The sequence below is a fragment of the Demequina soli genome (genome assembly GCF_000971195.1).
In the GTDB taxonomy this organism is placed as follows: Bacteria; Actinomycetota; Actinomycetes; order Actinomycetales; family Demequinaceae; genus Demequina; species Demequina soli.
Genome location: NZ_BBLZ01000003.1, coordinates 186181 through 209295, shown reverse-complemented (window position 1 = coordinate 209295; position 23115 = coordinate 186181). Strand labels below are relative to the sequence as shown.

The following is a 23115-nucleotide window of genomic DNA, read 5'->3' as shown; positions in this document are numbered from 1 at the left end:
GAGGGGGCGGGACGAGGGGCGGGGCCGGTGGGGGTACCGCCAAGGTCTCCCTCGCATCGGCCCTGGGACGTAGCGTCAGGGACATGACCCCCTCCAAGGACGACGTCCGCGACTTCCTCACCACCCGCCGCGCGAAGGTCTCGCCCGCGATGGTGGGGCTGCCCGCGGGCGGTGCGCGCCGCGTGCCCGGCCTGCGACGCGGCGAGGTCGCCGTCCTCGCGGGCGTGAGCGTCGAGTACTACACCAAGCTCGAGCGCGGCGACCTGCGCGGCGTCTCCGACGAGGTCCTCGACGCGATCGCGCGGGCCCTGCGGATGGACGATGCGGAGCGCGCCCACCTGTCCGACCTCGCCCGGGCGGCCAACGCCGGGGTGCGCGCCCGCCGCCGGCCCGCACGCGCCGCCGGCCTGCGACCCGCGTTGCAGCAGCTCCTCGACGCGATGACCGACGCGGTCGCGGTGGTGGGCAACAGCCGCGGCGACATCGTCGCGACGAACGCACTGGGCCGCGCGATGTACGCGCCGCTGTACGCCACGCAGACCGAGCCGGTGAACTACGGCCGCTTCATCTTCCTCGACCCCGCGGCGCGCGCGTTCTATCCGGACTGGGAGGACATCGCCGACATGACGGCGGCCAACCTGCGCACGGCCGCCGGGCGCGACCCGTTCGACCGGTCGCTGTCGGACCTGGTCGGCGAGCTGTCCACGCGCGCCGAGGAGTTCCGCACCCGCTGGGCGCGGCACGACGTCCGGCTCCACCATCTCGGGCTCAAGCGCCTCGTCCACCCCGTCGTCGGGCTCGTCGAGCTCGACTACACGCGGCTCGAGCTGCCCGCCGACCCCGGCCTCGACCTCACCACCTACACCGCCGCACCCGGCACAGACTCCGCGGACAGGCTGCGCCTGCTCGCGAGCTGGTGGGCCAGCCGGGACACCCCGACCGCGGCAGCACCCGCGGCATCGTCCACCGAGAGGAACCTCGCATGACCGACGACCAGACCCCCATGCAGCGGATGATGGGAGGCTTCGCGCCGACCTTCGTCGAGCTCACCGACGACGTCCTGTTCGGCCAGGTGTGGTCCCGCACCGAGGCGCTGTCCGCGCGGGACCGCAGCCTGGTCACCATCACCTCGCTGGTGACCGGCGGCAACATCGAGCAGCTCAAGGCCCACATCCCCATGGGCCTCGCGAACGGGCTGACCCAGGACCAGATCGTCGAGGCGATCACCCACGTCGCGTTCTACACCGGGTGGCCGCGGGCCGTGTCCGCGCTCACCCTCGCCAAGCAGCTGTTCCAGGACTCAGGAGACTCGAAGTGAACATCGAACCCGCCATTCCGACCATCAAGAACCCGCCGGAGCAGTTCGCGGGCGACGTGTGGCTCGACCCGATCGTCATGCCGCACACGCCCGACCAGCGCGCCGTGGTCGCCAAGGTGCGCTTCGCACCCGGGGCGCGCACCGCGTGGCACTCGCACGCGCGCGGCCAGTACCTGCACGTGACCGAGGGAGTCGCCTACTTCGGCGGCCGCGACGGCACCCTCATCGAGGTCCGCGCAGGCCAGACCCTCTACACGCCGCCGGGGGAGGACCACTTCCACGCCGCCGGCGATGCCTTCATGGAGCACCTCGCGATCCTCGAGAACGGCGACGACCCGGCCACCACCACCGCGTGGAAGGAGCACGTCGCGGACGAGGACCTGCCCGGCGCCCGCTGAGGCCTCAATCCTGCTGCGGGCCGGACGCGACCGGCTCCTGCGGTGCGGGGGGCTCCACCGTCTGCTTGCGTGCCCTCCGCGCCCGCACCAGCGCAAGCGACACCGCGCCCACGAGCGCCACGAGCGCGAGCCAGGGCAGCAGCACCCCGACGATCACCAGCGTCCCCGCGAGGAACGTCATCAGCGCGTTCCACCCGGACACGAGGCCACCCCAGAAGGACCGCGGCGAGTCGTCGACCAGCACGACGGGCTCGGTGGTGAGGGACAGGTCGATGGTCGACATCGCCACCTGGTCGGCGAGCCCCCGCTGGCGGGCCTCGAGGCTCTCGAGCCTCGCCTGGCGGTCGTCGAGCTCGTTCTCGAGCGTGATGATGTCCTTGATGTCGGCCGCGTCCGCGAGCAGCGCCTCGATGCGCGCGGTCGACGCGCGCAGGGTCGAGATCTCCGCGTCGAGGTCCTGGACCTGCGTGGTGACGTCGGCGGAGTCCGTCGAGAACTCGTCGACCGTGCCCAGGCCGCGGAGGTCGTCGACCACCGGGTCGAGGCGCGCGGCCGGGATCCGCAGCGTGAGCTGCGCGGAGCCGCCGTCGTACGTGCCTGGTGCGGTCTCGCTGCGCGAGTCGATGCGCCCGCCCGCGCCCTCGACGATGCGCTGGGCGTCGTCGGCGGCGGCCATCGGGTCCTCGACGGTCATGTACATCGTGCCCGTGACGATCAGCGAGCGGTCGCCGGTCGCGGACCCGCTCGACGTGCCGCCGTCGGTGGCCGGCTCCTCCTGCCCGCCGCCCTCGTAGCCGAGCGCCCCCGCGCTCGCTCCCGACGAGTCCTCGGCGCCCGAGCTGCAGCCGACCAGCCCCCACGCGAGGACGAGGAACGCGGCCGCGACGATGCCGCGGCGGAGGGGATGCGAGGTCGCTGCGATGCGTGTGCCCATGGCGCTCATGCTAGGGAGACGCCCGGCGGCGCGGAAGCGTTGGTGATCGACCTGTGACCATGCTGTGACCAGGCGTGATGATGTCGCGGTCCGGCGTGCGCGGCCGAGGGGGGTACCGCCGGTACCCGTGTCGCCCCGGTCTCCCGCGCATCGTCCCGCGCCGCGAGGCTGGAGGCATCCTCACCCCCTCTCAGAAGGAGCACCCCCGTGAAGGCTGCATTCATGTACGGCGCCGGCGACGTCCGCGTCGAGGACGCCCCGGCCCCGGTCATCCAGGAGCCCACCGACGCGATCGTGCGGGCCGTCCGGGCCTGCATCTGCGGATCCGACCTGCACCCGTACCACTCCCTGCCCGGGTCCGAGCACGGCCTCAGCATGGGCCACGAGCTCATCGCGGTGGTCGAGGAGGTCGGCGCCGACGTGCGGACGCTGAAGCCCGGCGACTTCGTGGTGGTGCCGTTCGCGTTCTCGGACAACACGTGCGAGATCTGCCGCGACGGCTTCCAGACCGCGTGCCCGCACGGCGGCTGGTACGGCACCCCCGCGGCGGCCGGCCTCCAGGCGGAGCTCGCGCGCATCCCGCAGGCGGACGGCTCCGCCGTCGTGGTGCCCGGCGTCGACCCCGAGACCGCGCCCGAGGGCCTGCTCAAGTCCCTGCTCGCGCTGTCCGACGTCTACCTCACGGGCTACCACGCCGCCTTCATGGCGGGCATCGAGCCCGGCCAGACCGTCACCGTGATCGGCGACGGCGCGGTGGGCCTGTCGGCGGTGCTCGCGGCGAGGCGGATGGGCGCCGGGACGATCATCCTCATGGGGCGTCACGCCGCGCGCACCGACCTCGGCCGCGAGTGGGGGGCGACCCACGTGGTCGCCGAGCGCGGCGCCGAGGGCGTCGCGACGGTCATGGAGCTCACCGGCGGTCTCGGCTCGCATGCGGTGCTCGAGGCCGTGGGCCACATGCCCGCGTACGAGCAGGCGTACGGCGTGGTCCGTCCCGGCGGGATCATCTCGCGGGTGGGCGTGCCGCAGTACGAGGAGGCGCCCGTCGGGTTCGGCTCGCTGTTCGGCAAGAACGCGCGCCTCGCCGGCGGTCCCGCTCCCGTGCGCGCCTACCTCGAGGACGCGATCCGCGACGTGCTCGACGGTGTCATCGACCCGGGCCGGGTGTTCGATCGGACCATCGGCCTGTCCGAGGCCGCGGCCGGCTACGCCGCGATGGACGCGCGCGAGGCGCTCAAGGTGATGGTCGACCCGCGACGCTGACGAGGGGCGTGCGCCGTCCGGCCCTCGGTCGGGCGGCGCGCTCACCCGCCGCCACCTGCGCATCGTCCCTCGTGCCTCGGGCCCCGCACCTCGGGCCGATGGTCCCGGACGCCGGCCCGCGTCCCGGGCGTACGGTGCGAGAGGAAGGGGCGCCGAGGCCCCTCGTCTTCCTCAGGGAGGGGCGCGCCATGGACAGCGAGGCCGCCGACGTGATCGCACGCGCGGAGCAGATCCTCCGCGACTACGGAAGGACGCGGGGCATGCGCTGGCGGCGCCTCCTGCTCGAGCTGTTCTACGCGAGCGACCTGCGCCTCGACGACGCGATCCGGTACTGACCGGCTACTCGTCCGCCGCCTCGGGGTGCGCGGTCAGGTAGCGCCGGTCGTCGTTGGCGTACGCGTAGTACCAGCCGATGAGCAGGCCGCCGCCGACGAAGTTGCCCGCCAGCACGATCACGAGGTTGCCGAGCGCCGGGCCCCAGTCGAGGCCGCCCTGGAGGGCCGCGACCGTGAACACGACGGTGTTCGCGACGGAGTGCTCGAAGCCCACGAACGCGAACACGAACACCGTCATGATCATCGCGATGGCCTTGAGGACGTCGCTCTTGATGAGGCCGTTGTAGACCAGCAGCATGCCCAGGTTGATCATGAAGTTGCACAGGATCGCGCGCATGAACAGGTCGCCCCAGCCTGCCGCGCCCTCCGACAGGTAGGACAGCTTGTGGTCGACGGTCGACGTGAACTGGTCGCCCGCCGCGCCGCTGAGGATCGTCGAGAAGTGGACGATGAGGCCGATCGCGAGCCCGCCGATGAAGTTGCCCAGGTAGCACATGCCGAGCGTGCGCAGGCCGCGCATCGTGGACACCCGGCGGTGGTACCAGCCGACGGTCACGATCATCATGTTCGACGTGAGCAGCTCGGACTTCGAGTAGTAGATGAACACGAGCGCGAAGCCGAAGATGAGCGCGCCCAGGATCTTGCCGATCCCTACGAGCGAGCCGTCGCCGAACCCCGCGAACGCCGCGACCACGGCGAAGTTCGTGAGGTACATCAGGCCGATGATCACGCCGGCCATCGCGGCACGCATGAGATAGACGCGGGCGAGGCCGCCGCTCATGGCGGTCTTGGTCTCGAGTGCGTCGAGCACGGTCGAGATGAAGATCTTGCCCGGGAACAGGCCGCTCTGATCGCTCATGTGGCCCAGCCTGCCACGGAGGGCGGCGTCGTACCTGGGACTCGAGCGGATCAGCCCCCGAATGCGCCGCCCGGGCCGAACGCGAGCTCGGCGAAGCGCCCGCCGATGAGCCGGTGCGCGGCGGCGCTCGGGTGGAGGGCGTCGGGCAGCGGGTCCGCGGCCTCGTCGGCCTCGCCGAAGAGCGCCGTGCCCTCGAGCAGGTGCAGGCGTGGGTCGTCGGAGCGGGCCGCGACGACGGTGCGCAGCGCGTCGCGGATGGTCTCGAGCGTGAGCCGCCCTCGCGCCGCGTCGGCCGGGTCGCCGGTGGCCATGAAGCGGATCTGGTCGCTGCCGATGGTGGCCGGGTCGAAGGCGCCCGGGCCGGGGGTGGACTCGTGGATGGGGCACAGCAGCGGGGATACGACGAGGATCGGCGTGTTCGGGTGGCCGTCGCGGAGGGTGTCGAGGAACCCGTGGACCGCGGGGCCGAGGATCCGCAGGTGCATCGCGTCGAGGTTGACCAGGTTGATGCCGATCTCGAGGCTGATGGCCTCCGCGGGGGTGTCCCGCATGACGCGCGCCACGCACTGGTCGAGCATCGCGCTGCCGCCGAAGCCGAGGTTGCGCAGGTCGGCGCCTGCGGCGCGCGCGGCGATCGACGTCCACGTCTCGCCGGGTCGCACCGCCGCCGAGCCCTGGCTGATGGAGCTGCCGTAGTGGATCCAGCGGGGGCGGACCGTGGTGTCGGGCGTGACGGGGGCGTCGGCACGCAGCGCCACCAGCGTCACGGCCTCGTTGTGCGGCAGCCACAGCTCGACGAGCGGGTCGCCGCCCACGAGCCCCGTGAGCACCGTCGTGTGGTCCTCGCCGGCGTGGGGGGTCGCGGCGCCGGTCGTCATGTCGATCTCGAGGCGGTCGCCGCCGGTGAGCTCGTCGCTCGCGACCGGCACGCCGTCGACGTAGGCGTCGACGCGTCCGCGCGGCCGCTCGGCGCCGACGTAGACCACGCGGCTCGCGTGCGTGACGAGCTCGACGCGGGTCGCGGCCGTGCGGAACGCGACGCGGACGCCCGCGGGCTGCGCCTCCATCGCCATGAGCTGCGGGTCGGGGAGCTGGTGCCTGACCCAGGCGGGCAGCCGGTGGAGGGCGAGGCCGCGCTCGGTCGGCTCGAGCTCCGCGACGCCGCGGATCAGGTCGGAGGTGAGCGGGACGGTGATCATGCGGCGGGTCCTTCCTGGGGCCACGAGGTGAGGGCGCGGTCGAGCGCGTCGACGGCGGCGGCCCACGAGGCGTCCACGTCGTCGGGACGATGCGCGAAGGCCTGGGCGTCGGTGAGGGCGACGAAGCCCGTGATGGTCGCGCCCACGAGGCGCACGGCGTCGACGGTCGCGCGCTCGGGCACGTCGTAGCCGCGGATCACGGCGGCGAGCAGCGACGCGACCCGCGCGGCCTCGGGGGAGGCGGCGGTCTCGGGCGAGGCCGGGCGTTGGAGCGCGGTCCAGGCGCCCGGCCGCGCCGCCGCGTATGCCCGGTGCGCCGCGGCCAGGCCGGCCAGCGCATCGTGCCCCGAGCGGCCCGCGACCTGCGCGGCGACGCGCTCGGCGAGCTCGCCCAGCGCGAGGCGGTGCACCCCGGCGAGCAGCGCCTCGCGGTCGCGGACATGGGCGTACATGCTGGCCGGCCGCACGTCGAGGGCGCGCGCGACGGCCGACACGGTGACGGCGTCGTAGCCCTCGGCGTCGGCGAGGCTCGCGGCCGTCGCGACGACGACGGCGGGGGAGAGCGGGGTGCGAGGCATCGCGCCAGGCTACGGCATATAGGTCATTGCCTACAACCTGTAGGCAACGGGGTGGGGCGGCGCGCCTACTCGAGCCCGAAGGCGTCGCGCAGCGCGCGGCGCACGAGGGCCGGCACGTCGAGCCGGCCGGGATGGAGCGCGTCGTACATCTGCAGCCCGTCCCAGGTGGCGATGATGACGGCGGCGCGGTCCTCGGGGCTCAGCGGGTCGTCGTCCAGCCCGAGCTTCTCGCGCTGGACGCGGATCACCCAGGCCATGACGCTCGCGACGAGGTCGTGGCGCTTCTGGAGCGTCTCGCGTGCGGGGTGGCCCTCCGCACCCGCCTCGGCCGTGAGCACGGACAGGAGCTGGACCAGGCCGGGCGTCTCGGCGTTGCGAGCCGCCTGCCCGGCGAAGCCCTCGGCCACGTAGTCCGCGGTGATCTCGGCGGGTAGGTCGGTGGGCATGCCCTGCGCATCGTGCCACTCGATGACGGCGAGCAGCAGGGCGGTCTTGTTGCCGAAGTGGTGGAGCAGCGTCGAGTGGTCCACGCCCGCCTCGCGCGCGATGCTCCGCAGCGAGGTGCCGTAGAAGCCCTTCTCGCCGAACGCCGTCGCGGCGCTCGCGACGATCGACTGCTTGGTCGCTCGCCCCGTCGTGTAGCCGTCGGGCACGTGAACCTCCTCGTTGCGGGCCGACGTGGGATCCGGATTTCCACCACGTGGTGGAAGTTGTTATGGTCTACCGGACATCCACCACGTGGTGGAACTTGATGCGAGGTAGTTTCTCATGACAGTCGCCGACGACCAGACCCGTCTCCGCAGCGCCCTGACGCTGACGGAGAAGGCCTCCCTCATGTCCGGCGCGAACTTCTGGAACACCAAGGCCGTCGAGCGGCTCGGCGTGCCCGGCATCATGCTCACCGACGGCCCCCACGGCCTGCGCAAGCAGGGCGGCGCGGCGGACCACCTGGGTCTCAACGCGTCGATCCCCGCGACATGCTTCCCGCCCGCCGCGACGCTCGCGAACAGCTGGGACGTCGCGCTCATCGAGCGCGTGGGCGAGGCGCTCGGCGCGGAGGCGGCGGCCGAGAACGTCAGCGTGCTGCTCGGCCCCGGCCTCAACATCAAGCGCAACCCCCTCGCCGGTCGCAACTTCGAGTACTTCTCCGAGGACCCGCTGCTCTCGGGCACCCTCGCCGGCGCCCTGGTGCGCGGCATCCAGTCGCAAGGCGTGTCCGCATGCCTCAAGCACTACGCGGTCAACAGCCAGGAGACCCACCGGATGTCCATCGACGAGGTGGTGGACCGGCGCGCCCTCCACGAGCTCTACCTCGAGGGCTTCCGCATCGCCGTGCGCGACGGCCGCCCGTGGACCGTCATGACCTCGTACAACAAGGTCAACGGCACGTATGCCAACGAGCACCGCGAGCTCGCCGACATCCTGCGCGACCGCTTCGGCTTCGACGGCCTCGTCGTCACCGACTGGGGCGGCAACAACGACCGCGTCGCCGGGCTTGTCGCCGGCAACGCGCTCGAGATGCCCTCGGCCGACGGCGTCACCGACCGCGAGATCGTGGCCGCCGTCGAGTCCGGCGCGCTCGACGAGGCCGTCCTCGACGCGCGCGTCGACGAGGTGCTCGCGCTCGTCGAGCGCACCGCGGCGGTGCGGGGGGACGATGCGCGGGTCGCCGACCACGACGCCCACCACGCCCTCGCGATCGAGGCCGCGCGCCGCTCGCTCGTGCTGCTGCGCAACGAGGACGAGGCGCTGCCGCTCGGGCCGTCCGCGGGCCGCATCGCGGTCATCGGCGACTTCGCCGAGACGCCGCGCTACCAGGGGGCGGGCTCCTCGCTGGTCAACCCGACGCGCGTCGACGCGCCGCTGGACGCGCTGCGCGCGACCGGCCTCGACATCGTCGGCTTCGAGCGCGGCTTCGCGCGCCGCGACAAGCCCTCGCGGCGCCTCCAGGACCGCGCCCTCGCGCTTGCCGCCAAGGCCGACACCGTGCTGCTGTTCCTCGGGCTCGACGAGTCCGCCGAGGCCGAGGGCGTCGACCGCGCCCACATGCGTCTCGCGGCCAACCAGCTCGACCTCGTGCGCGCCGTCACCCGGCTCGGCAAGCGCGTCGTCGTGGTGCTCGCGGGCGGCGCGCCCGTCGAGCTCCCGTTCGCCGACGACGTCGACGCCATCCTCCACGGCTACCTCGCGGGCCAGGGCGGGGGAGCGGCGATCGCCGACGTCCTCACCGGCGCCGCCGAGCCCGCCGGCCGCCTCGCCGAGACGTACCCGCTGCGCTACGAGGACGTGCCCTCGCACGCCTCGTTCGGCCGCACCGAGGCCAGCTCCGAGCACCGCGAGAGCATCTACCTGGGTTACCGCTACTTCGACAAGGTCGGCGCCGACGTGCGCTACCCGTTCGGCCACGGCCTCGGCTACACGACGTTCGAGCACACCGACCTGGCGGTGGGCCCCACGTCCGCCACCGTCACGGTCACCAACGTCGGCCACCGCGCCGGCACCGAGACCGTCCAGCTCTACGTCGAGGCCCCGGGAGCGGCCGAGGGCGAGGTCCGCGCCCCGCGCGGGCTCGTGGGCTTCGCGCGGGTCGCCCTCGAGCCCGGCGACAGCGCCACCGTCGAGATCGCCTACGCCGATCACGCGTTCCACGTGTACGACGCCGCCGCGGACGCGTGGCGCCTCGCCGGTGGGACCTACGCGATCCTGGCCGGCGCATCGTCCCGCGACATCCGCGTCCGTGCCGACCTCGAGGTCGACGGCGAGGCGTGGACCACGCCCGACGCCGCGCGCCTGCCGCATTACGTGTCGGGCCGCGTCGAGGACGTCGACGCCTCGGAGTTCGAGGCGCTGCTCGGGCGGTCCCTGCCGCCGGCGACCTGGGACCGCACTCGCCCGCTCACGCGCGACGACATCATCGCGCAGTGCCAGGGCAGGGGCGGCTTCGGCGGCCTCCTCCACTGGCTCATCGACACGTCCGGCGCCGTGCTGATGGCGCTCGGCAAGCCGCTCGCGGCGAACAACACCAGGTTTGCGCTCGACCTGCCGTTCCGGTCGGTCGCGCGCATGAGCGGCGGAAGGGTCGACGACGCGATGCTCGACGGCCTGCTGCTCATGGTCAACCGTCGCTTCTGGCGTGGCCTCGGCCGCGTCGGGGGCGCCTGGCGCGCTCGGCGAAGGAGCGAGCGCGCTGCACGCAAGAACTGAGAGAGACATGGCTACTCGTAAAGAGATCAAGCAGGACGCCGTCGCGCGAGTCAAGGACGAGCGCGCGGCCGGCAAGGCACGCAAGGCCGAGCTCGAGGCGATGTCGCCGGACGAGCGCACCGCGGCCAAGGCGGCCGACAAGGCCGCCGCGACCGAGGCTAAGGCTGCCGCCAAGGCCGAGCGCGCCGAGGTGCGGCCCACGCTCAACCGCGCCCAGCGGCGCGAGCTCAAGCGTCGCGCGCGGGTCTACCGCAAGGTCAAGCACCGTCCGCGCCGCGCGATCGGCTGGGGCGTCACCGCCGCCGCCGGCATCGGCGTGATCGCGCTCGCCGCGCCCTACGTGGGCGGCATCATGCGCATCACGCAGCTCGAGTTCAGCGACGACACCCCCGAGGCCCAGGCGGCGCGCGACGCCGCCACCGGCGTGGCCGAGTCCATCTCGGACGAGGGCATGGTGCTGCTCAAGAACGACAACGACGTGCTCCCGCTCGACGGCGGCGTCAACGTGTTCTCGTTCGCGTCGTTCAACCTGCGCCTCGGCGGCGCCGGCTCCGGCGGCTCCAACACCGCGGGCGCCCCGACCCTGTACGAGGCGCTCGAGGCGCAGGGCGTCGACTACAACACCGACCTCTACGCGACCATGGAGGACGCCGGCGCCGCGCACCAGGGTGACAACGGCAACTTCGTGTCGCAGATGGTGGGCATGCTGACCGGCGGCGGCGAGAACGAGCCCGCGCCGGACTACCTCACCGACGACGTGCTCGCGCAGGCGAGGTCCTTCTCCGACACGGCGATCGTGGTGATCGGCAACGACGGCGCCGAGGGCGCCGACCTCACCCAGGAGCAGCTCCAGCTCACCGAGGCGGAGCGCGACCTGCTCGACAAGGTGACCTCCGTCATGGACCACGTGGTCGTGGTGGTGAACTCGGGCAACCAGATGGAGCTCGGCTTCCTCGACGAGTACCCGCAGATCGACACCGCCGTGTGGATGGGCACCCCCGGCCCGCAGGGCGCCACGTCGCTCGCCAAGATCCTCACCGGCGAGGTCAACCCCTCCGGTCGCCTCACCGACACGTACGCGTACGACGTCGCCTCGGCGCCGTCGACCGAGAACTTCGGCGACTACAACTACACCAACGCGAAGCGCGGCTTCCTCGACTACGAGGAGGGCATCTACGTCGGCTACCGCTGGTACGAGACCCGCTACGCCGGCGACGAGGCGGGCTACGCCGACACCGTCCAGTTCCCGTTCGGCTACGGTCTCAGCTACACCGACTTCTCGTGGGACGTCGCGGAGCCCGCCATCGACGGCGACACCATCAGCGTCGATGTCGCGGTCACCAACGACGGCGCCGTCGCGGGCAAGGACGTGGTCGAGGTCTACTACTCGGCGCCCTACACCGACGGCGGCATCGAGAAGTCCGCGATCGACCTCGCCGGCTACGCCAAGACCTCCGAGCTCGCTCCCGGCGCCTCGGAGACCGTCACGGTGACCTTCGACGTCCAGGACATGGCGTCCTGGGACACCTCGGCCGGCAGCTACCTGCTCGAGGCCGGCGACTACGAGATCTCGGCGCGCACGGACGTCCACACGCCCGTCGCATCGTCCACCGTCGCGGTGGTGGACCCCGTGGTCTACGACGCCGACCCCGACACCGGCACCGCCTACGAGAGCCGCTTCGGCTACGCCGAGGGCGACCTCACGTACCTGTCGCGCGCCGACTGGGACGGCACCTACCCGGCCGCGCCCGACGGCACCGAGACCGCCTCCGACGCGCTGCTCGAGCGCATGGACCCGACCTACGTCGCGGCCTCGGGCGACGCGCCGACCTACGGCGCCGACAACGGCCTCACGCTGTCCGACATGGTCGGCGTGGACTACGACGACCCGCAGTGGGACGCGTTCCTGGACCAGCTCACCGTCGACGAGCAGGTGGACCTGTTCTCCTACGGCGCGTACGCGACCAAGGAGGTCGACCGCCTTGGCATCCCGTCGATGACGATGCTCGACAGCCCCGCGGGCCTCAACTCGCTGTTCTCGCCGCTCGACGCCGCGGCGTACCCGAGCGAGATCGTGGTCGCCTCCACCTGGAACGACGAGCTGGCGTACGCGCTCGGCGAGTCGGTGGGCCACGAGGCCAACGCCTACGGCATCCAGGTCTGGTACGCCCCGGGCATGAACATCCACCGCACCGCGATGGGCGGCCGCGACTTCGAGTACTTCTCGGAGGACCCGCTGGTGAGCGGCAAGATGGCCGCCGCGATCGTGCGCGGCTCCGAGGACCAGGGCGTGCTCACCACCATCAAGCACTTCGCGCTCAACGAGCAGGAGGTGAACGCCCGCACCGGCGAGAACATCTTCGTGTCGGAGCAGGCGCTGCGCGAGATCTACCTCAAGCCGTTCGAGATCGCGGTGAAGGAGTCCGACCCGGCCGGCGCGATGAGCTCGTTCCTCAACATCGGCGGCAGCTGGGCGGGCGGCAACGCGGACCTGCTCCAGGGCGTGCTGCGCGACGAGTGGGGCTTCGACGGCTTCGTGTCGACCGACGCGGTGCTCGGCGGGTGGATGAACCCCGAGGACGCGGCCCGGAACGGCAACGACCTCATGCTCGCCGTGCTGCCGACCGCGACGGTCAACACCACCAAGGCCGCCGTGAAGGCGGACCCGGTGGGCATGGGCGCGAGCCTGCGCGACCGCGTCCACACCATCCTCTACACGGTCGCCAAGACCTCGGCGATGGACTCCCAATGACAGATGTGACAGATGGGACTCACGCCGGTTTGTGAGGCTGTCACCTCCGACACTCCCGTCACATCTGTCATTGGAAATCGCCGGCGGGACGATGCGCCGGTTGCGCGCCGCGCATCGTCCCGCCCCACCCCCCACCTAGCGAAAGGTCAGCGTTGACCACCACCGACACCCCCGCATCGTCCACCCCCGCCAAGCCTCGCCGCTGGCGACGCCGCCTCGCGATCACCGGAGGGGTGGTCGGCGGGATCGTGCTCGCCGGCGGCGCCGCCGGCTGGTACCTCGCCTACGCGCCCGCGCCCGAGGAGCCCGTGCTCGACGCATCGATCGAGCACCGCACGCTCACCGTCGACGGCATGGAGCGCACCTACACGGCCGTGGTCCCGTCCTCGCTCGGGGACGATGCGCCGCTGTGGGTCGCGCTGCACGGCTCGCGGATGGACGGCGACGGCATGCGCGCCGCGACCGGCTATCAGCTCGATGAGCTCGCGGTCGAGCAGGGCTTCGTGGTGGTCTACCCGGACGGCTACCAGGACACCTGGCACGACTGCCGGCCCGACACCGGCTACCCGGCCACCGACGAGGGCATCGACGACGTCGCGTTCCTCGAGGCGCTCGTGGACGATGCGGCGGTCACCTACGCGCTGGACGCGTCGCACACGTACGGCGTGGGCTACTCGAACGGCTCCCACATGCTCTATCGGATGGCCGCCGAGTCTCCTGGCACGTTCGCCGGCATCGAGGCCAACGCCGCGAACCTGCCCGCCGAGGACAACTGGTCCTGCGACGCCTGGACCGCGCCCGTCCCGACCATCCTGGTCGAGGGCACCGGCGACCCCATCAACCCGTACGAGGGCGGCAAGGGCGGCATGGTCGGCCAGGACCTGGGCACGATGCGGTCCGCGCCGGAGTCCGCCGCGGCGATCGCCGCGATCAACGGCGTCGCGGGGTCCCCGGTGGAGTCGGTGGTCGGCGGCGAGCCGGGCTCCGACGGCGCCGTGACGCTGTCCGCCTGGGGTGCCGACACGGACGCTCCCGTCCTGCTCTACAGCGTCGAGGGCGGCGGGCGCATCGTGCCGAACCCCGTCACCGAGGTGGCGCGCATGATGGGCGGCACCACCGACGAGCTCAACGCGCCGGTCGCGGCGTGGGAGCTGTTCTCGACCCTCGGCTGACGCGGCCGAGGCCGCACGTTCCACACCACTACCCAAGAAGTAGGACGACGATGTCATCAGAGCTTCCCCCCGAGTCGCCGGAGACGGCACCCGCCGGCGCCGCCGAGACGGCACCCGCCGACGCCCCGGAGGCGACCACGGTCGATGCGCCGCACCGGCAGGGCCGCGGCAAGCGCATCCTCAAGGCCACCGGCCTGACGCTCGCCATCCCCGGTGCCGCGGTGGTCGCGGGCGCGGGCTACGTCGGGTTCGAGGCGCTCACCAACAGCCCCGACGACTCGCCCGAGCACGAGGCGGCCAAGGACGAGTACCTCGCGTCGCTCGCGGGCACCACCTCGACCGGCAAGGCGCCCAACGTGCTGCTGGTCTACTACGACGACCTCGGCTACGGCGACCTCGGTTTCACGGGGCAGACCCCGATCAAGACCCCGAACATCGACCGGCTGGCCGAGGAAGGCGTGGTGCTGACGAACTACCACTCGCCGGCCGCCGTCTGCACGCCGTCGCGCGCGGCGATGCTCACCGGGCGCCTGTCGCCGCGGGCCGACGTCACCGACATCCTCTTCCCGACGGGCACCCCGATGGGCATGATCAACAAGGTGACCGGCACGTTCGGCCTCACGCAGGCGGAGATCACCATCCCCGACGTGCTCAAGGCCGCCGGCTACTCGACCGAGATGATCGGCAAGTGGCACGTCGGCGACACCGAGGGCGCGCTGCCGAACGACTTCGGCTTCGACACGTTCCTCGGCTCGCGTTACTCGAACGACATCGAGCCGTTCAAGATCTACCGCGACGACGAGGTCCTCGTCGACGAGGTGGACCAGACCGAGATCGACGGCCTCTACACGGACGAGGCCGTGAGGTTCATCGGCGAGTCCGCGCAGTCCGAAGACCCGTTCTTCCTGTACTTCGCGCACAACTTCCCGCACGAGCCGCTCTACACGGCCGCCGAGAACGAGGGCCGCTCCGACGCGGGCCTCTACGGCGACGTGGTCGAGACCCTCGACGACGGCATCGGCCGGATCGTCGACGAGCTCGAGGCCACCGGCCAGCTGGACAACACGATCATCATGATCACCAGCGACAACGGGCCGTGGCACCTGGGCGACGCCGGCGACCAGCGCGGCCGCAAGGGCTCCGTGAACGAGGGCGGCATGCAGGTGCCGTTCCTCATCCACTGGCCCGACGGCGTCGAAGGCGGGCGCACGCTCGACACCATGGCGATGGGCACGGACATCCTGCCGACGCTCATGGACTGGCTCGACATCGCCGCCCCCACGGACCGCGTGCTCGACGGCACCAGCATGGCGCCGCTGCTCGCGGGCCAGAGCGAGAAGGTGGGCGACTTCTATTACTACTACGCGAGCGACAAGCTCATCGCCGTGAGCGACGGCCGCTACAAGTACTACCGGCAGCACCCGTACCTGTACGGCACCAGCGACATGTCCTTCACGGCGGCGACCCAGCAGGGCCCGTGGCTGTTCGACCTCACGACGGACCCGGCCGAGTCCTACGACCTGCTCGAGCGGCACCCCGACGTCGCGGAGACCCTGAAGGCCGAGCTCGAGCGTCGCGACGCCGAGATGGCCGAGAACCCCCGCGGCTGGATCGGCTGACACCGGACGATGCGGTGGCCGGGTCCGCGCGACCCCGGCCACCGCATCGTCCCCCCGACGGATCACGCAAGGATGAGGACATGACGACGAGCCCGCACGAGCCCACGCCGCGGCCCACGGTGGTCGCGGTGCCCGGGATCGACCCCGCCGGGCGCACGCGGCTCCCGTTCACCGTGCTCGCCAAGCCCACGGGGGCCGCGTGCAACCTCGACTGCACGTACTGCTTCTTCCTGTCGAAGGAGCTGCTGTACGACGGCGACGGCCAGCGCATGACCGAGGCGGGCCTCGACGCGTACCTCGCCAACCTGTTGGCCTCCCAGCCCGACGGCGAGGTCGAGATCGCGTGGCAGGGCGGCGAGCCGACCATGCGCGGGCTGGCCTTCTTCGAACGGGCCGTCGCATTGGCCGAGCAGCTGCGCCGCCCGACGCAGACGGTGCGGCACACGCTGCAGACCAACGGCACGCTGCTGGACGATGCGTGGGGCGAGTTCTTCGCGCGGCACGGCTTCCTCATCGGGCTGAGCATGGACGGGCCCGCGCACCTGCATGACGCGTACCGGGTCAACAAGGCCGGACGTGCGACGCACGCGCAGGTGCTCCGGGGGCTGGAGGTGCTGAAGCGGCACGGGGTGGAGTTCAACATCCTGTGCACCGTGCACGCGGCCAACCAGGACCACGGGCTCGAGGTGTACCGCTACTTCCGGGACGATCTGGGGGCGCGGCACCTCCAGCTCATCCCCATCGTCGAGCGCGTCACCCGCGAGCAGCTGCCCATCGCGGAGCAGGGCTGGAAGGACGGCAACGGGACCCGGATCCTCTACCGCCAGGAGGGCGACGCAGTCACCTCGCGGAGCGTGGATCCCGCAGCGTGGGGCGAGTTCCTGGTCGCGATCTTCGACGAGTGGGCCGCGCACGACGTCGGCACGATGTTCGTCCAGCACTTCGACGTGATGCTCGGCAACGCGCTCGGCCAGTACTCGATGTGCGTCCACGCGCCCGAGTGCGGCTCCGCGATCGCGGTCGAGCACAACGGGGACGTGTACTCGTGCGACCACTTCGTGGAGCCCGGCTACCTGCTGGGGAACGTCTCCGACGCGTCGCTGCAGACGATGCTGCGGTCGCCGCGGCAGCGCGAGTTCGGGGCGGCGAAGCGGACGTCGCTGCCGGCGCAATGCGTCGAGTGCCCGGTGCGGTGGGCGTGCCACGGCGGATGCCCGAAGGACCGGTTCGACGTCTCACGCGACGGCGAGCCCGGCCTCAACCACCTGTGCGCGGGCTACTACCGCGCGTTCTCGCATGCGGAGCCGACCATCCGAGCGATGGCGGACCTGCTGCGCGACTCCCAATGACAGTTGTGACGGGTGGGGAAGCAGTGACGCCTGGTGCGTAGCTCCTGCTTGCGCGCCGCCGCTGTCCACAGATGGCCCGTGGCGCCTGTCTCCATGGCGCTTGCACGCCTACGGTCGGAGCATGCCGGAGCCGATCGCCAGCCCGCCCGCCTTGCGGTGGGCCGGGTCTCTTGCGCTCATGGCGCTCGGTGCGTTGATGGGTGCGATCGCGACGGCGGTCGCTGGCGACGGAGAGCTCGACGCGACCGCGCTCGTCGCGATCGTCGGCGACCGTGGTCCCGTCGCGACGGCGATCGCCGCGGGATTGGCTGCCTGGGGCGTCGTGCATACCTCGGCACAGCGGGCGCGCGAAGCCCGCGAAGAGCAGGTCCGCCGTGAGATCGAGCACTGGTGGGCGAACGCCCGGTGGGCCGTTGAGCTCGACGCGCAACGCAAGTGGCGGGCGGCGCGCGAGGCGCGCATCTACCTCATTGCGACGGCCACAACCGCAGAGCAACGCGCGTTCGTCGACGGTGCCATCGCAAGTGAGCTCGCCCGGGTTGGGCCGGTTCCGGATGGCTCACGTGGTGCGTAGTGTGGTTCGGAGTGATGTGGTCGCGATGGAGGTGAGCGGAACGATGGAGGATCTCCCCGTGTTCACGGTGACGGAGGCCCAGGCGTACGCCTCGCAGACCAAGGTCGAGCTCGATCGCGTGGAGAGCCGTGAGACCCCTGCGAACATTCGTGCCGCAGCCATGGGCGAGGTGGGGGTCGATCACGTCGTCGAGGTCGACGGCAACCGCTTCGTCGTCCATGTGATCCCCGACCATCCGCCGGTGGGGGCGCCGCACTAGTCTCCGCGCTCGCGTCGCTGCCGCGCGATTCCCAATGACAGATGTGACGGGTGGGACGGCAGTCCCACCCGTCACATCTGTCATTGGGAATCGTTCGCGTCAGCCGACCAGTCGCGCCTGGTACATCGCGATCACGAGCTGCGCGCGGTCGCGCGCGTGAACCTTGGTCATCGCCCGGTTGACGTGGGTCTTCGCGGTGGCGGGGCTGATGAAGAGCGCTCGCGCGATCTCGTCGTTGGACAGGCCCTCGGCGACCAGGATCGCGATCTCGCGTTCCCGCTCGGTGAGCTCGTCGATGCCGGGCACGTGCGCGGCATCGCCCCGGGGTGCGGCGTCGAGGACGTGGGTGATGACGGCCTGCGTGGCGGCGGGGGACAGCAGCCGGTCTCCCGCGGCGACGGTGCGGATCGCGTCGAGCAGCGCGGCCGGCTCGACGCCCTTGCCGAGGAACCCTGCGGCGCCGGCCTGCAGCGCGGCGAGGACGTGCTCCTCGGTCTCGAAGGTGGTGAGGATGAGCACGCGGGTGCCGGCGAGTGTGGGCTCGGTGGCGATGCGCGCGGTCGCGGCGATCCCGTCGAGGCCGGGCATCCGGATGTCCATGGCGATCACGTCGGGCGCGGTCGCGAGGGCTGCGCTGACGGCGGATGCGCCGTCGGCGGCCTCGCCGACCACCTCGAGGTCCTCGGCGGAGTCGAGCAGCATGCGGAAGGTGGCGCGCAGCAGCGCCTGGTCGTCGGCGAGCAGCACGCGGATGGTCACGGGGTCGCCTCCTTGGCGTGGGTGTCGACGGGCGGGCAGGGCAGGCTCGCCTCGACGGCGAAGCCGCCGGCGCCGGTCGGGCCGGTGGCGAGGGTGCCGCCGAGGGCGCGGGCGCGCTCGGCCATGCCGATGAGCCCGGCGCCGGTGCCGTCGCCTGGGATCACGCGCGCGGGCCGTGCGTTCTCCACGCGCACCGCGACGGTGTCGGTCCACCACGTGAGCTCCACCGCGACCGCCGCGTCGGGCGCGTGCTTGGCGGCGTTCGTGAGGGCCTCCTGGACGATGCGGTACAGGGCCAGGCCGGACGGGTCGCCAAGGCGGCGGGAGGGACCGTCGACCTCGAGCGTGACGGTCGCGCCCGCGGCGGCGTAGGACTCGATGAGCGCGGGCAGATCGTCGAGCGTGGGAACGGGGGTGCGGCTCTCGGGGGAGTCGTCGCTCATGCGCATCATGCCGACGGTCGCGCGCACCTCGTCGAGGGCCTCGGAGGTGTGCCGGGCGATGCCCGACAGCGCGGTGCGGGCGGCGGCGGGGTCGGTGTCGAGGAGGTACTCGGCGACGCCGGCCTGCGCGTTGATGAGCGTGAGCTGGTGGGCGAGGACGTCGTGGAGGTCGCGCGCGATGCGCAGGCGCTCCTCGGCGACGGCGCGGTCGATGTGCTCGGCGTTGGCCGCGTCGCGGCGGGCGCCCCGCTCGCGGGCCGCGCGTGCCAGGCCCCCGACGCCGGCGCCCATGAGCACCACGTCGAACAGGATCACGGTGGTGCCGATGTCGGCCATGCCCGTCTGCGAGTAGCTCGCCGCGGCCAGGGCGAGCGCCGCGACGATCGGGGCGACCCAGGCGGTGCGGCGAGGGAGGTGCAGAACGGCCAATCCCGCGACCACGGCGGTGGCCAGCGGGACGGGTTGCACGAGCGCGATGGACAGGTCAACGCCGTGGGGCAGCGTGCTCCCGAACTCGAGCATCAGCACGTGAGCGGCCTCGATCGCGACGGTGAGCGCGAGCGCGGTCCGGGGGATGCGGTGGACCGTGAGGGCCGGCAGCAGCGACAGCCCCGCCATGACCGCGACACGGCCGTAGTCCGCGAACCCGATCGCGACGGGCACCACCGAGACGATCGCGAGCACGGGGACCGCGACGGCGATCGCGACCAGGTCGGTGCGGGGAGGCAGGAGGCCGCGCATCGTCCCGCGCCTGCCGGCCCCGTCTGCCATGGGACTCATCTTGTCAGCCGGCCGCCGCGCCTCCCGAACCTGAGTGCGGGACGCGCGGCGCCCGGCGGACGCGGGGGTGGGCATCAGGCGTCGACCAGCTCGCGCTCGCCCTCGCGCTCGCCCTCGGGTTCGCGGTCGTCGAGCGCATGGCCCTCGGTGTCGACGTGAGGCAGGACCTTGTCGAGCCAGCGGGGCAGCCACCAGACCGACTCGCCCAGGAGCGACAGGACGGCGGGCATGAGCACGAGGCGGACGATGAACGCGTCCGCGATCACGCCGATCATGAGGCCGAACGCGATGGAGGCGGCGACGTTGAACGTGCTGGTCGCGAAGCCGCCGAACACCACGGTCATGATGGACGCCGCGGCCACCAGGACCGGCGCGCTGCGGGCGAAGCCCTCCCTGATCGCGGCCTTCGCGTCCATGCCCGCCACGTGCATCTCGCGGATGCGGGACACCAGGAACACCTGGTAGTCCATCGCGAGGCCGAACAGGACGCCGACCAGGAGGATCGGAAGCAGGCTCATCATCGGGTCACCCTGCGGGGCGTTGATGAGTGGGAAGCTCCAGCCCCACTGGAACACGGCGGTGCTGGCGCCGAACGAGGCGAACAGCGACAACAGGTAGCCGAGCGTCGCGACGACGGGGATGAGGATCGAGCGGAACATCAGCACCAGCAGGGCCAGCGAGATGACGACGATGACCGCGAGGTAGGTGATCAATGCGGAGTTGAGGGCCGCGGTCTGGTCGATGCCGATCGCGGTCTCGCCGGTGACCTCGAGGTGGACGCCGGTGATGGCGTCCTCGTCGGCGCGGATGTCGTGGACCAGCGCGGTGGTGGCGTCGTCGATCGGGCCGGCGTCGGGGATGACGACGATGCGGGCGTAGTCGCCGGCGGCGTTGATCTCGGCGGGCATGACGTGCTCGACGCCGGCCATCGCCGTGAGGTCGGCCTCGATGTCGGCGGTGTGGGCGGCGATGCCGTCGCCCTCGGCGAGCACGATGAGCGGGCTCTGGACGCCGCCGAACTTGTCGACGATGAGGTTGTACGCGGTGCGCTCGGTGCCCTGCGGGTCGGTGCCGCCGGGGATCGAGAACGCGGTCTTCATGCCGAGCATCGGAAGCGCGACCGTCACGAGCACCGCGACTCCCGCGAGGATCGCGACGACCGGGCGCCTCACCACGAAGCCGGCCCAGCCGTTGAGGAAGCCCGTGGTGGCGTGCTGCGACTCGTCCCACAGCTCGCCCGCGGTCAGCGCGGCGCGCTGCTTCTTGGACAGCGCCTTCACGCCCATCGTGCGCATCATGGCCGGAAGGAGAGTGAGGGAGATGAGGACCGCGATCGCGACCGCCGCGGCGGCGGCGACGCCCATCTGGGTGATGAAGCCGATGTTCGCGACCACGAGCGCGACGAGCGCGACGATGACGGTGAGGCCCGCGAACACGACAGCGGTGCCGGCGGTGCCGGTGGCCCGTGCCACCGCATCGTCCACCCGCCTGCCCGCGCGAAGCTCGTTGCGGAAGCGCGACAGGATGAACAGGCTGTAGTCGATCCCGACCGCGAGGCCAAGCATCGCGGCCAGGATGATCGAGTTTGACCCGATAGGCCACAGCGCGCCGTACGCGAACACGCCGACCATGCCGACGACGACGCCGACGCCCGAGGCGAGCAGGTTCGCACCGGCCGCGCGCATCGACCCGAACGTGAGCAGCAGGATCACGAACGCGGCCAGCACGCCGACGGCCTCGCCCAGGCCCTGCTCGGGCGCGCCGAGCGGCACAAGGTTGCCGCCGAGCTCGACGCCCAGGTCCGCGGGCGCGGCCTGCTTGAGGGCGAGCGCGGCGTCGTAGTCGGCCTGCTGCTGGTCGGCGGTGAGGTCGCCGTAGGCGAGCGTGCCGACCGCGAGGGTCTGGTCGGGGGAGACGTAGGGGGACGATGCGTCGAACGGGTCGCTCACGGAGGTCACGCCGGGAAGGTCGGCGGCCTGGGCCAGGAGCTGCGAGATCGCGGCGGCGGTCGCGGGATCAGTGACGAGCGAGTCCGAGGGATGGAACACCAGCTGCAGGGTCGCGCCCTGCGCGGCGTCGGACGGGAACTGCTCGCTCATGGTCGCCAGCGCGAGCGTCGACCGGGAGTCGGGGATGGTGTCGGGGCTGTTCTCGCCGAGGCCCTTGGCCCCGAGCACGCCGGCCAGGCCGGCGAACACCGCGACCCAGGCAAGGACGACCACGAGGCGATGGGCCGCGCTGAAGCGGCCCATCCTCGCGAGGAATGAGGACATGATTCTTCTCCGTAGGGTGTCGAGGTCGTGACCCCAGCGACGCTACGGAGGGGGCGCCTCATCACGCGTCCCGCAGGAGGGTGATCCGACGTACCGCATCCGCGGTATCGGGCGCGGCCCGCGTCACCCGGCGATCGCGCCGCCCAGCCCGACCCGGCGCTCGCTCTCGGCCCACAGCGCGTCGGCGAGCGCCGCATCGGCCAGCTGCGGATGCGGGCGGCGGGGCGGGACGCGGCGCTCGGTGTAGGTCCGGCCCGGGTCCGGCGCATCGTCCATCGCCCAGATGAGGTTCGCCGCGCCGTCCTCGGGCGTGCGCAGGAACCGAGCCAGCGGCCCCTTGTAGAACAGCTTCATCGACGCGGTGCCGGTGTCCTTGGCGAAGTTCGAGGCGACGTCGCCCGGGTAGATCGCGACCGCCCGGACCCCCTCGGGGGCGAGCCGGGCGTGCGTGCCTGCGGCGTGCAGCATCGTCGCGAACTTCGCGTTGCCGTACGCCGTGGTCGCCTTGTAGCCGCGGGCCGCGTCGAGGTCGTCGAGGTCGAGGCGGGCGTACTTGGTCGCGGCGGCGCTCGCGGTGTTGACCACGGTCCCGCGCGCGGCGATCAGGCGGTCCGTCAGGAGGTTCGTCAGGAGGAAGCCCGCGAGGTGGTTGACCTGCAGGGTGCGCTCGTTGCCGTCTGCGGTCATCACACGCTCGGCGAAGATGCCGCCCGCGTTGTTCGCGAGGACGTCGAGGCGGTCGGTGCGCTCGCGGACCCAGGCGGCGAGCGCGCGCACGTCGTCGAGGCGGGCGAAGTCCGCGGCGAGGCGCTCGGCGCCGGTGGCGTCCGCGACGGCGGCGAGCTTGGCGGGGGAGCGGCCGGTGAGGAGCAGGCGGTCGCCGCGCCGCGCGAGGGCGCGGGCCGTCGCCGCGCCGATCCCGTCGGACGCGCCGGTGATGAGGACGATGCGCTGCGTCAAGGTGGCCTCCCGGGGTGCGCGTGCATCGTACCGACCCGCGCCTGGGCGATTCCCAATGACAGATGTGGCGGGTGGGACGGCCGTCCC

At 72.1% G+C, this 23115-nt stretch carries 21 protein-coding genes; 12 read left to right on the top strand and 9 right to left on the bottom strand.

The window, feature by feature from the left end:
• Positions 1–83: 83 nt before the first annotated feature.
• The 3 genes from AOM04_RS07510 to AOM04_RS07500 are packed head-to-tail and all read left to right on the top strand — an operon-like array spanning position 84 to position 1716.
• Positions 84–986: a helix-turn-helix transcriptional regulator gene (locus AOM04_RS07510; RefSeq protein ID WP_062464159.1), complete on the top strand. Its 903-nt coding sequence runs from the start codon at positions 84–86 to the stop codon at positions 984–986.
• Positions 983–1318: a carboxymuconolactone decarboxylase family protein gene (locus AOM04_RS07505; RefSeq protein WP_062464158.1), complete on the top strand. Its 336-nt coding sequence runs from the start codon at positions 983–985 to the stop codon at positions 1316–1318. Before AOM04_RS07510 ends, AOM04_RS07505 begins: the two co-directional genes overlap by 4 nt.
• The gene (locus AOM04_RS07500; protein ID WP_062464157.1) at positions 1315–1716 is read left to right on the top strand and encodes a cupin domain-containing protein; all 402 of its coding nucleotides are present in this window, start codon (positions 1315–1317) and stop codon (positions 1714–1716) included. The genes AOM04_RS07505 and AOM04_RS07500 overlap by 4 nt, the downstream gene beginning before the upstream one ends.
• A gap of 4 nt (positions 1717–1720) precedes the next feature.
• Here AOM04_RS07500 and AOM04_RS07495 read toward each other — a convergent pair whose 3' ends face one another.
• Positions 1721–2650, bottom strand: a complete 930-nt coding sequence (locus AOM04_RS07495; RefSeq protein ID WP_062464156.1) for a DUF4349 domain-containing protein — start codon at positions 2648–2650, stop codon at positions 1721–1723.
• A 207-nt stretch (positions 2651–2857) separates the two neighbouring features.
• On the opposite strand from AOM04_RS07495, the gene AOM04_RS07490 reads away from it, so the two are divergent.
• Both AOM04_RS07490 and AOM04_RS14535 read left to right on the top strand, forming a co-directional pair.
• On the top strand, positions 2858–3913 hold the full coding sequence (locus tag AOM04_RS07490; protein WP_228373660.1) for a zinc-binding dehydrogenase: 1056 nt from the start codon (positions 2858–2860) through the stop codon (positions 3911–3913).
• 188 nt (positions 3914–4101) lie between these two features.
• Entirely contained in the window at positions 4102–4248 is a 147-nt protein-coding gene (locus AOM04_RS14535) for a hypothetical protein (RefSeq protein ID WP_156160656.1), read from the top strand.
• A 4-nt stretch (positions 4249–4252) separates the two neighbouring features.
• Here the strand turns inward: AOM04_RS14535 and AOM04_RS07485 are convergent, their stop codons facing one another.
• The 4 genes from AOM04_RS07485 to AOM04_RS07470 all read right to left on the bottom strand — a co-directional run bounded on the left by AOM04_RS07485 (position 4253) and on the right by AOM04_RS07470 (position 7537).
• Positions 4253–5107 carry a formate/nitrite transporter family protein gene (locus AOM04_RS07485; protein ID WP_062464154.1) on the bottom strand — a complete coding sequence of 285 codons (855 nt, stop codon included), beginning with the start codon at positions 5105–5107 and terminating at the stop codon, positions 4253–4255.
• Between the two features lie 50 nt (positions 5108–5157).
• Positions 5158–6306: an SGNH/GDSL hydrolase family protein gene (locus AOM04_RS07480; RefSeq protein WP_062464153.1), complete on the bottom strand. Its 1149-nt coding sequence runs from the start codon at positions 6304–6306 to the stop codon at positions 5158–5160.
• Positions 6303–6884, bottom strand: coding sequence for a TetR/AcrR family transcriptional regulator (locus AOM04_RS07475; protein WP_062464152.1), 582 nt, complete (start codon positions 6882–6884; stop codon positions 6303–6305). Before AOM04_RS07475 ends, AOM04_RS07480 begins: the two co-directional genes overlap by 4 nt.
• Positions 6885–6949: 65 nt before the next feature.
• Positions 6950–7537, bottom strand: coding sequence for a TetR/AcrR family transcriptional regulator (locus AOM04_RS07470; protein WP_062464151.1), 588 nt, complete (start codon positions 7535–7537; stop codon positions 6950–6952).
• A gap of 115 nt (positions 7538–7652) precedes the next feature.
• Here AOM04_RS07470 and AOM04_RS07465 point away from each other — a divergent pair, with 115 nt between their 5' ends.
• From AOM04_RS07465 to AOM04_RS07435, 7 genes are all read left to right on the top strand, one after another.
• Positions 7653–10088, top strand: coding sequence for a beta-glucosidase (locus AOM04_RS07465; protein WP_062464150.1), 2436 nt, complete (start codon positions 7653–7655; stop codon positions 10086–10088).
• Between the two features lie 7 nt (positions 10089–10095).
• Positions 10096–12840: a glycoside hydrolase family 3 protein gene (locus AOM04_RS07460; RefSeq protein WP_062464149.1), complete on the top strand. Its 2745-nt coding sequence runs from the start codon at positions 10096–10098 to the stop codon at positions 12838–12840.
• 152 nt (positions 12841–12992) lie between these two features.
• Entirely contained in the window at positions 12993–14012 is a 1020-nt protein-coding gene (locus tag AOM04_RS07455; RefSeq protein WP_062464148.1) for a CE1 family esterase, read from the top strand.
• Between the two features lie 50 nt (positions 14013–14062).
• Positions 14063–15631, top strand: coding sequence for a sulfatase-like hydrolase/transferase (locus AOM04_RS07450; RefSeq protein ID WP_062464147.1), 1569 nt, complete (start codon positions 14063–14065; stop codon positions 15629–15631).
• Between the two features lie 80 nt (positions 15632–15711).
• Entirely contained in the window at positions 15712–16980 is a 1269-nt protein-coding gene (locus AOM04_RS07445) for an anaerobic sulfatase maturase (protein WP_082104481.1), read from the top strand.
• Positions 16981–17101: 121 nt separating this feature from the next.
• Positions 17102–17554, top strand: a complete 453-nt coding sequence (locus AOM04_RS07440; protein ID WP_062464146.1) for a hypothetical protein — start codon at positions 17102–17104, stop codon at positions 17552–17554.
• 43 nt (positions 17555–17597) lie between these two features.
• Positions 17598–17813 (top strand): hypothetical protein, encoded by a 216-nt coding sequence (locus AOM04_RS07435; RefSeq protein ID WP_156160655.1) that lies wholly within the window; start codon positions 17598–17600, stop codon positions 17811–17813.
• 99 nt (positions 17814–17912) lie between these two features.
• On the opposite strand, the gene AOM04_RS07430 is transcribed toward AOM04_RS07435, so the two are convergent.
• From AOM04_RS07430 to AOM04_RS07415, 4 genes are all read right to left on the bottom strand, one after another.
• Complete coding sequence (locus tag AOM04_RS07430) at positions 17913–18572, bottom strand: response regulator (protein WP_062464144.1); 660 nt, start codon at positions 18570–18572, stop codon at positions 17913–17915.
• Positions 18569–19786, bottom strand: coding sequence for a sensor histidine kinase (locus tag AOM04_RS07425; protein WP_169816423.1), 1218 nt, complete (start codon positions 19784–19786; stop codon positions 18569–18571). Before AOM04_RS07425 ends, AOM04_RS07430 begins: the two co-directional genes overlap by 4 nt.
• 83 nt (positions 19787–19869) lie before the next feature.
• Positions 19870–22068: an MMPL family transporter gene (locus tag AOM04_RS07420; RefSeq protein WP_062464142.1), complete on the bottom strand. Its 2199-nt coding sequence runs from the start codon at positions 22066–22068 to the stop codon at positions 19870–19872.
• A 123-nt stretch (positions 22069–22191) separates the two neighbouring features.
• A complete protein-coding gene (locus tag AOM04_RS07415; protein ID WP_062464141.1) occupies positions 22192–23028 on the bottom strand; it encodes an SDR family NAD(P)-dependent oxidoreductase in 837 nt (278 codons plus the stop codon).
• Between the last annotated feature and the right edge of the window lie 87 nt (positions 23029–23115).